We start from the raw sequence: 14297 nt of genomic DNA, 5'->3' as shown, positions 1-14297 counted from the left end.
GGTGAACTATTCAGCTACAATTGATGGGAAATTGATGGTAATCGACAAACATAAGGGATTTAATTTCCCCTCATCCCTAGCCCCTAACCCCTAACATAACGTTGTGAGTAACATCCCCCCTCTTGACCTCAAACGGCAGTATCAAGCGATCGGAGCTGATGTCAGTGCAGCGGTATTGGAAGTTTTAGCCTCTGGTGCATATATTGGCGGCTCAGTCGTCCAAAACTTCGAGCAACAATTTGCCAGCTATGTCGGTACGACTGAATCCGTCGGGTGCAATTCTGGCACGGATGCGCTGTATTTAGCCTTGAGAGCGATGAAAATCGGCGCGGGGGATGAAGTGATTACCACGCCCTTTACCTTCATTGCTACGGCGGAAACCATTAGTGAAGTAGGTGCCAAACCAGTATTTGTCGATATCGATCCCACGACATTCAATCTCGATCTCAGTCAATTAGCCACCGCGATTACCCCCCGCACCAAGGCAATTATGCCCGTGCATCTCTTTGGCAATCCGTTAGATATGACGAAGCTCATGTCGATCTCGAATCAGCATAATTTAATTGTCATCGAAGACTGCGCCCAAGCTACAGGTGCAAAATGGAACGGCAAACAAGTCGGGAGCATCGGACATTTTGGTTGCTTTAGCTTTTTCCCCACCAAAAATCTCGGTGCTTGTGGTGATGGCGGGGCGATTACCATCAACGATCCTATTCTAGCCGCAGATCTGCGGATGTATCGCGAACATGGTAGCCGTCAGCGATATTATCACGAGGCGATTGGGGTAAATAGTCGGCTCGATGCCATCCAAGCCGCAGTTTTGCAGGTAAAACTCCAACATCTCGATCGCTGGAATCAGCAGAGAGCGGCAGTCGCCGCCCGTTATCAAGAGTTACTCGTCAATATTCCCAATATTATTACGCCTCAAACCACACCTGGGGGCGAGTCAGCATGGAATCAATATACGATTAGACTAGTCGCCCCTTCAGGCATAGAAGCTGCCGCTTATCGCGATCGAGTTCGTGCTAGTCTCCAAGCAGCGGGAATAATCTCAATGATCTATTATCCTCTCCCCCTACATTTACAGGAAGTATATCGAGATCTCGGCTACCCCGCTGGCAGCTTCCCCGTTACCGAACTAGTCAGCCATCAGGTACTATCGCTCCCGATGTTCCCCGAAATCACCCCAGAGGAACAGCAACGGGTAGTATATGCCCTCAAAGATGCGATTTCATCCTAAATATTCAGCAAGACGGGATTCCAGAATTTCGAGGAGTTCTGGGTCCATGTATTGGTAGTCATCGCTAACATGTAAAATAACCATCGACTTATCCACAATCAGATCGGGATACTTTTGCTGAAGAATTGCAGCATGACGTTTTTCCATCACAAAAATACAATCAGCCCAATTAATTAAACCAGGCGTTATTTTAATCCTGGCATTATCTGACGTACCTGCGGATTTTGCCACATACAGATCGCTATCTTTAAATAAAGCCGCTGCGGTCGGACTCCGCCATTGGTTGCGACTACAGACAAATAATAACTGTTCGCGATACATAAATTCTGACAGACATCGATCGATTATCCATAACACGCCAATCGCTCCGCCATACTAAGGCGATTTACTGGGAATTGCTGACGGAACTGGCGGCGTTAGCGGAGTAGGTGTGACTTGTGGCGGTTGTCCGAACGATCCTGGTGCGGGATTAGCTACCCCTCCAGGCTGTGTGGGGCTAGGACTTACGCCTTGGTAAGGATTATAAGGATTTGGATTTACGCCCTGGTAGGGATTGTAGGGATTGCCATAACCAGGGGGATTATTGAGAATTGGGGGCGTGGGGGCGGCTGTATTTGATGGTAGAGTAGCTAATGCAACTCGATCGCCAGCAACACCCCTGAGCGCGTCGAGGACTTCTACGACCTTATTGTAACTGACTTGCTTGGATGCATATAACACGATCGAGCTATTCGGACGAGCTTGACGATACTGTTTGACAGCTTCGATCAATTGTCCTGGAACCAACATCGGTTGCTGTTCGAGAAAAAGTTGTCCCGCATCATTGAGACTTACCATCAATAATTCTCGTGCGGCTGGCGCACCACTAGCAGCCTTGGGAATATCAACGCTAATTGCCTGCTGTCTGACCGCTTGTATCCCTGCTAATAGGAAAAATGTCAAAATGCAAAAGATCACATCAATTAGTGGTACTAGCTCGATTCTTGGCTCTTCGTTGATATTACCAGGATTTATTTTCATAGATGGTAGAGAGTAGGGTTAGAGATATAATTAATTACCGACTATCAGCGATCGAATAACGTGCAAATTACCTTTCTTGGCACATCTTCTGGTGTCCCCACTAGGGCACGCAATGTTTCTAGTATCGCACTCAATCTCCCTCAGCGGGCAGAAGTGTGGCTATTCGATTGCGGTGAAGCCACGCAGCATCAATTATTACGCTGCGATGTCAAAATTAGTCAGATTCGGCGAATTTTTGTCACGCATTTGCATGGCGATCATATTTTTGGGTTAATGGGTTTGTTGGCGACATATGGGATGGCTGGTAGTCCAGATCGGATCGATATTTATGGTCCAAAAGGGTTAGATGAATATCTCCGTGCTTGTCAAAAGTATTCGTATACTCATCTAAATTACCCGATTAAGGTTCACACGATCGAACCTGGTGTCGTTCACCATGAAGCAGATTTTACCGTAACTTGTATCCCGCTCAAGCATAAAGTTCCAGCATACGGTTATCGCGTCAGTGAAAGCGATCGATCTGGTAGATTCGATCTGGCTAAAGCTAAGGAATTAGGCATTCCATCGGGGCCAATTTATGGCAAGTTAAAGAATGGTGAGATAGTAACTTTACCCGATGGTAGAATTATCAATGGTCGAGATTTATGTGGCGAAACGGAAATTGGGCGGAAGTTTGTTTATTGCACCGATACTGTCTTTTGTGAAAACTCGATCGAATTAGCCCAAGATGCCGATGTTTTAATTCATGAATCTACATTTGCCCATCAGGATGCAGACATGGCATTCGACAGGCTGCATTCTACTTCGACGATGGCTGCTCAAGTAGCTTTAGGTGCAGGAGCAAAGGAACTAATCCTAACTCATTTCAGCCCTCGTTACGCGCCTGGAAATCCGATCGGTCTAGACGACTTATTACAAGCCGCACGAGCAATTTTCCCCAATACCCGCATGGCTTACGATCTGATGACGCACGAAGTGTCGAGGAGAGTTAGTCAATAGTTAAAAGTTCTTACCCTACCTGTTTTCCTAAGATAACTAAATCTCGATCGATTCCATTGAGTTCTGCGATTTGAGGTAAGTAGCCCCATTGTTGAAAGTCATGTTTTTTGAATAGATTGAGACTGGGTTGATTGTGAGCAAAAATAAAAGCGACTAGAGTTTTTAGATCTAAACTTGATGTAACTAAAATTGCTTGAGATAATAATTTGTCGCCTAATTTTTGACGGTAACAATCTGGCGATACATAGACACTGATCTCAGCAGTATGACGATAAGCTGCTCGTCCATAAAACGACCGAAAACTCAACCATGCTCTAATTTTATCATCTACCTCTAACACCCATAATGGCCGAAGCTCTGGTGAATGAGCGGTAAACCAATCCATCCGACTGGCAACTGTGACTGGCTCTAAATCTGCCGTCGCCATGCGTCCAGGAATTGAGGTATTGTAAATTTCAATAATTGCAGGTAAATCGTCGAGCGTCGCATTCCGAATCATATCTGATAGATTTAGGTGGTGAAAAATGTGAATTTGTGGTAATTTGAAGTCATCGGTATTCTTGTTGCGATCGAGCCATCTTTTACTCTATTGTCAAGATTTAAGCTTGGCTTTACTTTCAGCCTTTCGACACTAGGGCTTTGCTCGGTAGATGCAGTCCGATCGAGCCACTTTCAACTTTTAACTAATTCAATATCCCGATTTTACAAAAGGTTTGTTAGCTAGTTTACCTAAATTAACAGACTTGAGAATATTGTTCCAGTCTTCGATTATCGCTAGATCTTTTGGTCGTTGGATTCTAAGTTCTGCTAAGGTAGCAAGCGCATCATACCAAAAACCATTCTCAGCATAGAAAGCGGCTTGTCGATTTGGCGATTCTTGTTTGATTCTTTGGGCTAGTCTCCCTCCTGTAGAATCGATAGAATCACTATTTAAACCCGATCTTTGAATCCAACCTTTGACGGAAATTTCCTTGTCAAGTTGACGATTCATTGTCAATTTCAGTTCCCACTGATACAGCTTATCGATTTTTAATGGTGCACTGGTCTGCGGCAAAGAAAAATTAATAATTCCCGGATATTTGGGAGATAAAATTACATCCCTATAAACCGTTCTATGTTCTAGGTTGTCTCCATCCGCAATGATAAAATCGATGTGAGAAATTGATTTTTTCGTATAAGGAATATAGAAATACAAGGTTGGATATTCATTTGTTGTTAGTCCCCAAACTTTTGTTATTTCCGATCCTACCGAGTTACGATATTCAGGAACGAGCGCTGTCAAATGTCGATCGGAATTAGTACCTTCATTCGTGGGATCTTTACTAGAAATTCGACTCGCACCACCGACACGATTTCCGGCAATACCTCGATTTGGTGGTGGTGGCGGTAGTTTGAATTTGAATACAGCAGCAGCGATCGCCTCAGCAACTTTAACTGAAACGGGTAGGTTATAGGTAAATATAGAAAATACACCGATCGATCCTAAGATGATTCCAATTTTTTTAAATGTTTTTTTCATGTTGAGTTAAGAGTTGAGTTGCTGCATAGATCTTGTCCCCACCCCAGTCATCCCCTTATCAAGGGGATGGGGTAAGATTCTCACCTTTCCAAGCGACCCTGTATACACAAGCTGTTAAAATCTTAATTTGTCGAACGGAATTGCTGTACGCGATCCCAGACTCGATCGAGTAAAATCGGATCGTTGCTATCAAACCACTCAATTCCAGAAATTGCTTTAAACCAAGTACGTTGGCGTTTAGCAAATTGACGAGTGAGTAAGGCCGTCAGATCGATAACTTCTGCTAAACTAATTTTACCCTCTAAATACTGTCGCATTTGGGCATATCCCAAAGTATTTAGTAATGGTAAATCCCACCCATACTTATCTCCTAAATATCTCACCTCATCTTCCCAACCCAATTCAATCATCTGCTGGATGCGGTGCTCGATCCGTTGAGCAAGAATGTCTAAATTTTCGCAATCCAAACCAATCTGCAGAATCGGATAACTCGGCGGGTATTCGCCCTGCTGACTAGAAATAGTTCGCCCCGTGACATAATAAACCTCCAAGGCGCGAATCGTGCGTCTGGGGTCGTTGGCATAAATTTTGCTAGCAGCTTGAGGATCGACTTGTTGTAAAATCTGATAGCATTGCACCTGACCGAGATGAGTTAATTGCGATCGTAAATTTTCATTTGCCGCGACTCTGGGCATTTTCATTCCCTTCACCACCGACTTAATATATAGCCCCGTACCACCAACTAATAGGGGAATCTGGTTTTGCTGTTGAAGTTTGTCGATTAATCCCTGTGCCTCTGCTTGATATCCGGCAACCGTGACGGGATAGTTAGGATCTGATGTACTAACAAAATGATGCGGCACCAAAGCTTGTTCGGCATTAGATACTGTCGCCGTCGCAATATTAAAATCTCGATAAATTTGGCGTGAGTCTGCGCTGAGAATTTCCGAATTGAGCCGTTGGGCGATGGAGAGTGCTAATCCTGATTTTCCAGTGGCTGTCGCGCCACAAATAACTATTAACATGCTCGCATCTGACACCAAATATTCTAGTTAATTGTGATGAGTACTGATTATGATGGCGGTAATATTCGGGTGCCCGAAGGACTAGAAGCCGTCCGCGTTCGACCAGGGATGTATATCGGTTCGACAGGTTCGCGAGGACTCCATCATTTAGTATATGGGGTTGTGGACAACTCGATCGAGGAAGCACTCGCTGGTCATTGCGAAAACATCGATATTTCCATTAATGCCAATGGTTCGATGACAACATTCGAGGTTTTGCCAACTATTGCCGATGCAATTATCGCCACAGCGATTAAAGCCTCTGATGCTGCTGAAATAGCGAGAAAAGAGCGAGAATTAATCCGTTGTCGATCGAAGGAAAACAAGTATAAATAACTCCTCATAGAATTTTAATCCGGAACGTGCTGAAAATAGATAGTCACCATCATGCTGAAATGCTCGTGGCGCGTTACGCGGTCGCTAACACACCCTACGAAAGCTGTTAGTCCGTGTCGGCGGACTTTACATCACTAGCAGCGGTTTTAACCGCTGTATTCCATCTAGCGCAGAATATGGGCAAATAAACATCGATCGACTCGATCTCAAAAATATTCCCAGAACTATCTAGATTGCGCCACAACCTATTTGTGTTATAATATTGGAGTGATTTATCATCAACGCAGCCAGAGGCGGCTTTGAACCCATTATTGGAGCATCGTTTATGAGTACTGATTATGATGACGGCAACATTCGGGTTCTGGAAGGACTAGAAGCCGTCCGTGTCCGACCGGGGATGTATATTGGGAATACTTCGGCGACGGGACTCCATCATCTAGTATATGAGGTTGCGGACAACTCGATCGATGAAGCTTTGGCAGGTCATTGTAAGAATATCGATATTTCGATTAATGCCAATGGTTCGATTACGGTGATTGATGATGGACGTGGGATTCCAGCGGGGATAAATCCCCAAACGGGTAAATCGACGATCGAAACAGTATTAACAGTTCTCCATGCTGGTGGTAAATTTGGAGATGGTGGTTATACTGTCTCTGGTGGTTTGCATGGAGTCGGGATTTCGGTCGTAAACGCGCTGTCAGCGCATGTAGAAGTCAAGGTATGGCGGAATCAGAAGATTCATACCCAGCGGTTTGAGCAGGGGGTAGCGGTAACAGGATTGGAAATCGCACCGAGTCCAGAAGATCGGACTGGTACTACGGTAACATTTTTACCAGACATTGAGATTTTCAAAGAGGGGATTATCTTTGATTTCGATACTCTAGCAGTTAGATTTAAACAGTTAGCCTATCTCAATGCTGGGTTGCGGATTAGTTTTAGCGATTATCGGCTAGAGCTATTAGAAAACAACGAACCAAAGATTGAGAATTACTTCTATGAAGGTGGGATTAAGGAGTATATTGCTTATCTTAATGTCGATAAACAGCCACTCCACGAGGAAGTAATCTACATCCAAAGCGAGCAAGATAAAGTCCAAGTAGAAGTCGCGCTGCAATGGTGTGTTGATGCTTATACCGATAACATTTTAGGTTTTGCAAACAATATTCAAACCAAGGAAGGTGGAACGCATTTAGATGGATTAAAAGTTGTTTTAACCCGCACGATGAATGCGATCGGTCGCAAACGGAATAAACTTAAAGATGGGGATTCTAACCTCGGTGGTGAGAATATTCGCGAAGGTTTAACAGCGATTGTCTCGGTAAAAGTACCTAATCCTGAATTTGAAGGACAAACTAAAACTAAGCTGGGAAATAGCGAAGTTCGGAAGATTGTAGACTCGATCGTTGGTGAAGCTTTAACTGAATATTTGGAGTTTCGTCCAAATATTGCCGATGCAATTCTAGAGAAAGCCCTGCAAGCATTTAATGCAGCCGAAGCAGCCCGCAGAGCGCGGGAATTAGTTCGTCGGAAATCAGTATTAGAATCTTCGACTTTACCTGGTAAGTTAGCCGATTGTAGCTCGAAAGATCCCAGCGAGTCAGAGATTTTTATCGTGGAAGGCGATTCGGCGGGTGGGAGTGCAAAACAAGGACGTGACAGACGTTTTCAAGCAATTTTGCCTCTGCGTGGTAAAATCTTGAACATCGAGAAAACCGAAGATTCTAAGATTTATAAAAATACCGAAATTCAAGCCTTAATTACCGCATTAGGATTGGGTGTACGGGGTGAAGAATTCAATTCCAAACAGCTCCGCTATCACCGGATTTGTTTGATGACAGATGCCGACGTTGATGGTGCCCACATTCGGACGCTATTACTCACATTCTTCTATCGTTATCAACGCGCATTAATTGAAGAAGGTTATATCTATATTGCTTGTCCTCCGCTCTATAAATTAGAACGGGGACGCAATCACTATTACTGTTATAGCGAACGCGAATTGCAGAAGAAAATTGCTGACTTCCCAGCAAATGCTAACTATACAATTCAGCGATTCAAAGGTTTAGGAGAAATGATGCCCAAGCAGTTGTGGGAAACCACGATGGATCGAGAAACTCGTACTCTCAAACGGGTTGAGATTCAAGATGCCGCCGAAGCCGATCGGATATTTACAATTCTGATGGGCGATCGCGTGGCACCTCGGCGCGAGTTTATCGAAACATATGGACCGAAATTAAACATGATGGATCTAGATATTTAGCCAAAATAAATAAACATTTTACCATTACTGCTATCGCCCCGACTTCTTGAAGAAGTTGGGGCATATTACTGGATGATGCGCATACTTAAATCCAGCCAAGGAGATCGCGTAATCGGCGCACTGGTAGAAATATAATCTACCCCAGTTTCGGCAACTTGACGAATAGTTTTCAGGGTGATATTCCCCGATGCTTCGATTTTAATTCGCTCGTTAGCTGCTCTAATCATCCCTACTGCTTGGCGCATCAGATCTGGATGCATGTTATCCAGCATAATAATATCTGCGCGACAGTCGATCGCTTCTCGCACTTGCTCTAGAGATTCAGTTTCGACTTCGATCGTCAGTGGATAAGGCATACTAAGACGGATACTCTCGATCGCCAACCTAATCCCACCAGCCGCTACGATATGATTATCTTTAATCATTACCGCATCATCTAAACCTATGCGGTGATTGACTCCGCCACCGACGGTAGTCGCGTATTTTTCCAACAGCCGCAAGCCAGGTGTCGTTTTACGAGTGTCTACTAATTGAGTGGGTAAATCGGCGATACATTCGACATATTCGTGAGTCGCTGTCGCAATTCCGCTCAAACGCATCGCCAGATTTAAGGCTGTTCGTTCGCCCATCAATAGGGTGGCGAGATCTGCAGTAATTTCGGCGATCGATTGTCCCGATTCACAGGCGGCTCCCTCGGCAATTAAGGGCTGAAAGTTAGCTTCGGGACTAAGAAGTTCAAAAACTCGTTTAGCAACTGGTAGAGCTGCAACAATCCCTGTCTCCTTGGCAATCCAGGTTGCTGTAGCGATTCGACTCTCGGAACGAGAGGCTCCGCCAACGACATTGGCTAAACCTTGGGTGCTGCGATCTCCTCTCCCGATATCTTCTTGGAGCCATTGAATTAGGTGGGAATCGAGAACGATCCAAGGTGGCAAAGTTGCTTTGAGCATATTCTATTCAATATAATCGTAAAATATCGATGACGTAAACTGGATCTAATCACGTTTAAGCATACGCCAAATACTAATATTATCGATAGAACCGCTCGACAACAGAGATCGAATGCCAAAAACAAGTGACAACAATTGTCGCTAACACAGATTTTATCGCAAGAATTAGCTCAATCCTAAACCCGATCGTAGAACATGGTAAAAGTAGAGCTTCATAACTACTGACTAAACTATAGTAAAATTCACCAACTGCTATCTCCCAAGCTCCAACTAATAAAGCCTGATATTTATGAGGTTGTTTCAAAGCAAGATAACCAGAAACAACAAGGATAATTCCTAATAAATAGTCATCAATCAGATTAAATATATAAAAAGGGTCTTGCCAACGTCGAACAGTTTCGAGAAGAGGTAAGGCTAGACCAAAAGAGATCGCTATCTTAGCTGATATTTGATTTATAATCTAGCTTTGGAAATATTATTCTCGATTTTATCTTAACTGCAATTAATTTGTGGTATTGTGTTTAACTAGAAAAAGAGGTGTATTAATGATAAAGAATTTAGTTAGTTCTAGCTTAATAATTGGTTGTGGTATTTTGGCTGCGTTATTGCCATCCACGATCGTGACCAAAGCGGCGATTGTCAGTACGAAGATCTCACAGCAACAGCTCACACAAAATATGTTGACAGAGCCGCTCCAGTGGAAAATTGCCTTAGTAACGAATAAAAGTGCAAAAACAATTTCTACTCCCTCTGGCTTGAAATATACCATTCTTAAAGCTGGTAAAGGAGCTACCCCAAAACCAGGACAAACAGTTTTCGTTCACTATACTGGTACCCTCACCAATGGTAAAAAGTTTGATAGTTCTCGCGGTAAAGGTCAACCTTTTAGTTTTCCAGTAGGACAAGGAAGAGTTATTCCAGGTTGGGATGAAGCTTTGATTACGATGAAAGTCGGCGAGCGTCGGAAGTTGACTATTCCACCTAAATTAGGTTATGGGGCTGAGGGTGCTGGAGAGGTCATTCCACCTAATGCGACGCTAATTTTTGACGTTGAATTGCTCAAGATTAGCGATTAGAAGTTGGATACTTTTAATGCAACCGATCGACGGAAATAGTTCAGCAGCAACATTCATAGGGTACAAGATCTAATCAGTTAGCATTGCTAAATTAGATTACGATTGCGACTTTTACTTAGATATCTCGAAATTGTAGATCGATCTCGAGACAAATACTATTGAGGGCGATTGAGGAGATATTCTTTAATTCGATTTTGCTCAGTTTGTACTCCCATAATATCAGGTGAGATATATAATTACATACTATCATGTCAATCGATAGCGTTCAATATTGCAATCGTAAATCAGAGTTAGTCATCGATAATATCTCCAGCCATTACTAAATTAGAGAGTTAGACATTGTTAATATGAGTGGTGTAGCTGGGTAATAAAAAAATCGATCGCAATCCCAAATTCAACAAACATCTTACTATTTATAGATTAGAGAGAATTGTCGATAGCTAGGGTCGATATAAATATGTCAGAATCATTTGTAAAACTTAAAATTTAGCTGATGAAAATCACTTACTTTATAGATCTCTAGATCCGAATGGCAGATCTACCGGCCATTGCCCAAAGCAAGCCCTGAGTTGTCTCAATTACCGCAGGACATTGTGATTTAGGATCGAAGTAGACTTTACTTGAAATTATCTGGTCTTGCAACTCTCTCGCATTCCAAGATGGACTATAAAGTGAGACACGCCAATTTTTTTCCGTGGTTGAATCAACACTCAAAATCGCGTAATAATCATTGGAATCCATTCCTTTACGTATTTTAATCGACAGATTCATCTGCACTGGTCTGATATTTTGGAAAATCCACAATAGGCGACGAGACCATTTACCAAAAACAACTACAAAAAATACTCCGAATAATATAAAGACAATTCCGACGATTAGCCATATCGATTCGTCACGATAAGAGTTTGTTTGCTTACTAACAATTCCAATTAGAGATGGATTGATAAATAAACATACTGATAGTATCCCAAATAGAAGCACTAGGATCGATATAAGTTGACCAATTAGCATGTAACGGCGTAGTGCCAAAATATCTCTGGTATGGATCATATCTATTATTAATTACCCTGAGATTCTATCACTCCTTCTGCTTCATTTACTATCGATCGCAACCGCTCTAATGTCCCTAATTCCACATCCTCCCACAAACCTCGCTGATTAGCTTCGAGTAATCTTTCTGCCATATCTCGCTGTACCCAGGGATTATTTTGTTCGATGAATTCGCGGACTGATTCGTCGAATAAATAGGCATCGGCGACACCTTGATACATGAAGTCCTGGATGCAATTTGCCGTGGCATCGTAGGCAAATAAGAAATCTAACGTTGCTGCCATTTCTGAGGCTCCCTTGTAGCCGTGACGCATGGCTCCGGCGATCCATTTGGGATTGACGACACGAGATCGATACACCCGATCGATCTCTTCTGTCAGTTTGCGAACTTTGGGATTTTCAGTGCGAGAATTATCGCCGAAATAGGCTTCGGGTGCTTTGCCGGATACTTGTCTAATTGCGGCAGTTAAACCACCTTGAAATTGGTAATAATCATCGGAGTCTAGCAAGTCATGTTCGCGATTATCTTGATTTTGGAGGACGATTTGCATATTGCCCAAGCGTTGATTAAAAGCTTCCGGTGCGGCGATGCCTTCGGCTTTGTTGGTATAAGCGTAGGCACTCCAATTGATATAAGCTTGAGCTAAATCTGCTTCAGTTTCCCAGTTTTGCGATTCGATTAAGCCTTGCAATCCGGCACCATAGGCACCAGGTTTAGAGCCAAAAATTCGGTATTGCGATCGAGTTTGTGCCTCGTCTAATGTTAATCCTTGCTCTAACCATTTAGCTTGTTCTTGTTGAACTTGTTGCGCTAATGGATTTTGATCTGGAGTTTCATCTAATGCAGCGACGGCTTTAACAGCATTATCAAATAAATCGATTAAATTGGGGAAAGCATCGCGGAAGAAACCAGAAATTCGCAAGGTGACATCGACGCGGGGACGACCTAAAATTGAGACAGGTAAAATCTCAAAATCTACCACTCTGCGCGATACTCCATCCCAAACTGGCTGGACACCGATTAATGCCAATGCTTGGGCGATATCGTCGCCGCCAGTTCGCATGGTAGATGTGCCCCAGATTGATAAGCCGAGGGTTTGGGGATATTCGCCATGTTCTTGAGTATATCGATCGATTAGCACTTCAGCGGCTTTGCGTCCCAGACACCAAGCGGTTTCGGTGGGCACGGCACGAATATCGACGGAGTAGAAATTTCGTCCGGTGGGGAGGACTTCGGGTTTGCCCCGTGTGGGTGCGCCGGATGCGCCGCTGGGGATGTATTCGCCGTTTAAGCCGCGCAGGAGGTTGGTCATTTCCTGGCGGGTTTGCTGGAGAGCTGGGAGGAGTTTAGTTTTTATCCAATCTAGTTCGGCTTTGGTGTGAGTACCGACGGATAAATCTCGATTTGTCATCACGGCGGTAACTAATTCGGCGGCGTGTTGTTCGAGAATTTCTACTGCGTCACCGATGATGCGGATTGGTTTGGGTGTAGCGGAGATCTTTACCCCACCCCAGCCCTCCCCTTGGAAAGGGGAGGGGGCAAGATCCATGCTATTCCCCTGAGGGGGAATAGGCATTAAAGCCCCCCTTTCTAAGGCGGGTTGGGGGGGTAATCTAGGGACTACGCAGTTAACCAATTCCGCGCCCAAGTCAGCCGTCAACGGATCGAAATCCCATTCCCAATCTAATGCAATTGCACGGGTTAAACCGAGTCTGCTAGCATTAGGATTACGGGCGATCGCAACAACAAGATCCCTTAATTGTGTATCCTGGGGACACTGCCCAAATATATGCAAACCATCACGAATTTGGGCTTCTTTAAGTTCGCATAGATAACCGTCGGCGGTGTTTAGGAATTGGGTGAGGATCGTGTCGGAACCCACCCCCCCCTTCGGGTACACTTCGGCAAGCTCAGTGCAACGCCCCTCCGAGGAGGGGATTTGGATGCCGAGGGTTTCGTGGAGATGTTCTTGTTGGATGAGGGCGATTAATCGATCGCGAATTACTGGCATCCGTGATGGATCGAGGGTTTGGGCTTCATAGTACTCGTCGATTAAACCTTCTAACTGGTTCAAACTCCCGTAGAGTTCAGCGCGTGTCATCGGTGGGGTGAGATGATCGAGAATGACGGCTTGGGTGCGGCGTTTTGCTTGTGAGCCTTCACCAGGATCGTTGACGATGAATGGGTATAAATGGGGCATGGCACCAAATACGGCTTCGGGGTAGCAATTTTCGGAGAGGGCGACGCTTTTGCCTGGGAGCCATTCTAAGTTACCGTGTTTGCCGACATGCACGATCGCATTTGCACCGAAATTCGATCGTACCCAATGGTAGAAGGCGACATATTGATGGGGTGGAACTAAATCTGGTGCGTGGTAGTTGAGGTTGGGATCTTTGTCGTAGCCGCGTGCGGGTTGAATGCCGACGAAGACGTTGCCGAATTGGATGCCGGGGATGGTGTAATTGGTGGGTAGCGGAGATGGTGAATCCCCCCTAGCCCCCCTTTCCAACGGGGGTATTGGGTTGTCGTCATTCATTAATTCCTGGTTTTCAGCGGAGATTTTTACCCCACCCCAGCCCTCCCCTTCTAACGGGGAGGGAGCTAAAGCCCCCCTTTCTAAGGGGGGTTGGGGGGGTAATCCATCCACATCGCCCCACCTCTCAACTATCCCTTGCTGCACCGCAATCGGTAACGTCTCAAAATGTGCCCAATACTCCTCGCCATCCAACGACTGCCGCGCCTTCCGCCACCCATCCCCTTCAGGATCGTTAGTCACTCC

The 14297-nt window shown here is 44.5% G+C and carries 13 protein-coding genes and 1 pseudogene; 5 read left to right on the top strand and 9 right to left on the bottom strand.

The window, feature by feature from the left end:
• The first annotated feature begins 103 nt into the window (after positions 1 to 103).
• Positions 104 to 1240, top strand: a complete 1137-nt coding sequence (locus RMO55_RS05890; protein ID WP_310424790.1) for a DegT/DnrJ/EryC1/StrS family aminotransferase — start codon at positions 104 to 106, stop codon at positions 1238 to 1240.
• Here RMO55_RS05890 and RMO55_RS05885 read toward each other — a convergent pair.
• The gene (locus tag RMO55_RS05885; RefSeq protein WP_310424788.1) at positions 1232 to 1597 is read right to left on the bottom strand and encodes a protein tyrosine phosphatase; all 366 of its coding nucleotides are present in this window, start codon (positions 1595 to 1597) and stop codon (positions 1232 to 1234) included. The genes RMO55_RS05890 and RMO55_RS05885 overlap by 9 nt on opposite strands.
• 18 nt (positions 1598 to 1615) lie before the next feature.
• Entirely contained in the window at positions 1616 to 2260 is a 645-nt protein-coding gene (locus RMO55_RS05880; RefSeq protein ID WP_310424786.1) for a biopolymer transporter ExbD, read from the bottom strand.
• 60 nt (positions 2261 to 2320) lie between these two features.
• Here RMO55_RS05880 and RMO55_RS05875 point away from each other — a divergent pair, with 60 nt between their 5' ends.
• Positions 2321 to 3259, top strand: coding sequence for a ribonuclease Z (locus RMO55_RS05875; RefSeq protein WP_310424784.1), 939 nt, complete (start codon positions 2321 to 2323; stop codon positions 3257 to 3259).
• 10 nt (positions 3260 to 3269) lie between these two features.
• Here RMO55_RS05875 and RMO55_RS05870 read toward each other — a convergent pair whose 3' ends face one another.
• From RMO55_RS05870 to miaA, 3 genes are all read right to left on the bottom strand, one after another.
• Positions 3270 to 3758 (bottom strand): N-acetyltransferase family protein, encoded by a 489-nt coding sequence (locus RMO55_RS05870; RefSeq protein WP_310424782.1) that lies wholly within the window; start codon positions 3756 to 3758, stop codon positions 3270 to 3272.
• Between the two features lie 189 nt (positions 3759 to 3947).
• The gene (locus tag RMO55_RS05865) at positions 3948 to 4778 is read right to left on the bottom strand and encodes a DUF928 domain-containing protein (protein WP_310424780.1); all 831 of its coding nucleotides are present in this window, start codon (positions 4776 to 4778) and stop codon (positions 3948 to 3950) included.
• A 122-nt stretch (positions 4779 to 4900) separates the two neighbouring features.
• Entirely contained in the window at positions 4901 to 5803 is a 903-nt protein-coding gene (gene miaA / locus RMO55_RS05860; protein WP_310424778.1) for a tRNA (adenosine(37)-N6)-dimethylallyltransferase MiaA, read from the bottom strand.
• Positions 5804 to 5839: 36 nt separating this feature from the next.
• On the opposite strand from miaA, the pseudogene RMO55_RS05855 reads away from it, so the two are divergent.
• Together RMO55_RS05855 and gyrB are read left to right on the top strand one after the other, a co-directional pair.
• Positions 5840 to 6046 (top strand): annotated as a pseudogene (locus RMO55_RS05855) (DNA topoisomerase IV subunit B); the annotation flags it as partial.
• 457 nt (positions 6047 to 6503) lie between these two features.
• Entirely contained in the window at positions 6504 to 8441 is a 1938-nt protein-coding gene (gyrB, locus tag RMO55_RS05850) for a DNA topoisomerase (ATP-hydrolyzing) subunit B (RefSeq protein WP_310424776.1), read from the top strand.
• A 65-nt stretch (positions 8442 to 8506) separates the two neighbouring features.
• Here gyrB and nadC read toward each other — a convergent pair whose 3' ends face one another.
• Positions 8507 to 9391, bottom strand: coding sequence for a carboxylating nicotinate-nucleotide diphosphorylase (gene nadC, locus RMO55_RS05845; RefSeq protein WP_310424774.1), 885 nt, complete (start codon positions 9389 to 9391; stop codon positions 8507 to 8509).
• Positions 9392 to 9470: 79 nt separating this feature from the next.
• A complete protein-coding gene (locus RMO55_RS05840) occupies positions 9471 to 9695 on the bottom strand; it encodes a hypothetical protein (RefSeq protein WP_310424772.1) in 225 nt (74 codons plus the stop codon).
• A gap of 241 nt (positions 9696 to 9936) precedes the next feature.
• Between RMO55_RS05840 and RMO55_RS05835 the strand changes: the two genes are divergently transcribed.
• Positions 9937 to 10467, top strand: coding sequence for an FKBP-type peptidyl-prolyl cis-trans isomerase (locus RMO55_RS05835; RefSeq protein ID WP_310424770.1), 531 nt, complete (start codon positions 9937 to 9939; stop codon positions 10465 to 10467).
• Positions 10468 to 10986: 519 nt separating this feature from the next.
• Here the strand turns inward: RMO55_RS05835 and RMO55_RS05830 are convergent.
• Entirely contained in the window at positions 10987 to 11517 is a 531-nt protein-coding gene (locus tag RMO55_RS05830) for a hypothetical protein (protein WP_310424768.1), read from the bottom strand.
• A gap of 8 nt (positions 11518 to 11525) precedes the next feature.
• The coding region (locus RMO55_RS05825) for a cobaltochelatase subunit CobN (RefSeq protein ID WP_310424767.1) at positions 11526 to 14297 on the bottom strand (2772 nt) is incomplete at its 5' end.

It is taken from the genome of Chamaesiphon sp. VAR_48_metabat_135_sub (genome assembly GCF_031418915.1).
Taxonomy (GTDB): Bacteria; Cyanobacteriota; Cyanobacteriia; order Cyanobacteriales; family Chamaesiphonaceae; genus Chamaesiphon.
This window is presented reverse-complemented; position numbering and strand designations above follow the sequence as displayed.

What these genes read in the sequence shown, in the direction of transcription:
- RMO55_RS05880 (WP_310424786.1), bottom strand. Translation starts at nt 2,260, where the DNA reads ATGAAAATAAATCCTGGTAATATCAACGAAGAGCCAAGAATCGAGCTA.
- RMO55_RS05870 (WP_310424782.1), bottom strand. Translation starts at nt 3,758, where the DNA reads ATGATTCGGAATGCGACGCTCGACGATTTACCTGCAATTATTGAAATT.
- RMO55_RS05865 (WP_310424780.1), bottom strand. Translation starts at nt 4,778, where the DNA reads ATGAAAAAAACATTTAAAAAAATTGGAATCATCTTAGGATCGATCGGT.
- miaA (WP_310424778.1), bottom strand. Translation starts at nt 5,803, where the DNA reads ATGTTAATAGTTATTTGTGGCGCGACAGCCACTGGAAAATCAGGATTA.
- gyrB (WP_310424776.1), top strand. Translation starts at nt 6,504, where the DNA reads ATGAGTACTGATTATGATGACGGCAACATTCGGGTTCTGGAAGGACTA.
- nadC (WP_310424774.1), bottom strand. Translation starts at nt 9,391, where the DNA reads ATGCTCAAAGCAACTTTGCCACCTTGGATCGTTCTCGATTCCCACCTA.
- RMO55_RS05835 (WP_310424770.1), top strand. Translation starts at nt 9,937, where the DNA reads ATGATAAAGAATTTAGTTAGTTCTAGCTTAATAATTGGTTGTGGTATT.
- RMO55_RS05830 (WP_310424768.1), bottom strand. Translation starts at nt 11,517, where the DNA reads ATGATCCATACCAGAGATATTTTGGCACTACGCCGTTACATGCTAATT.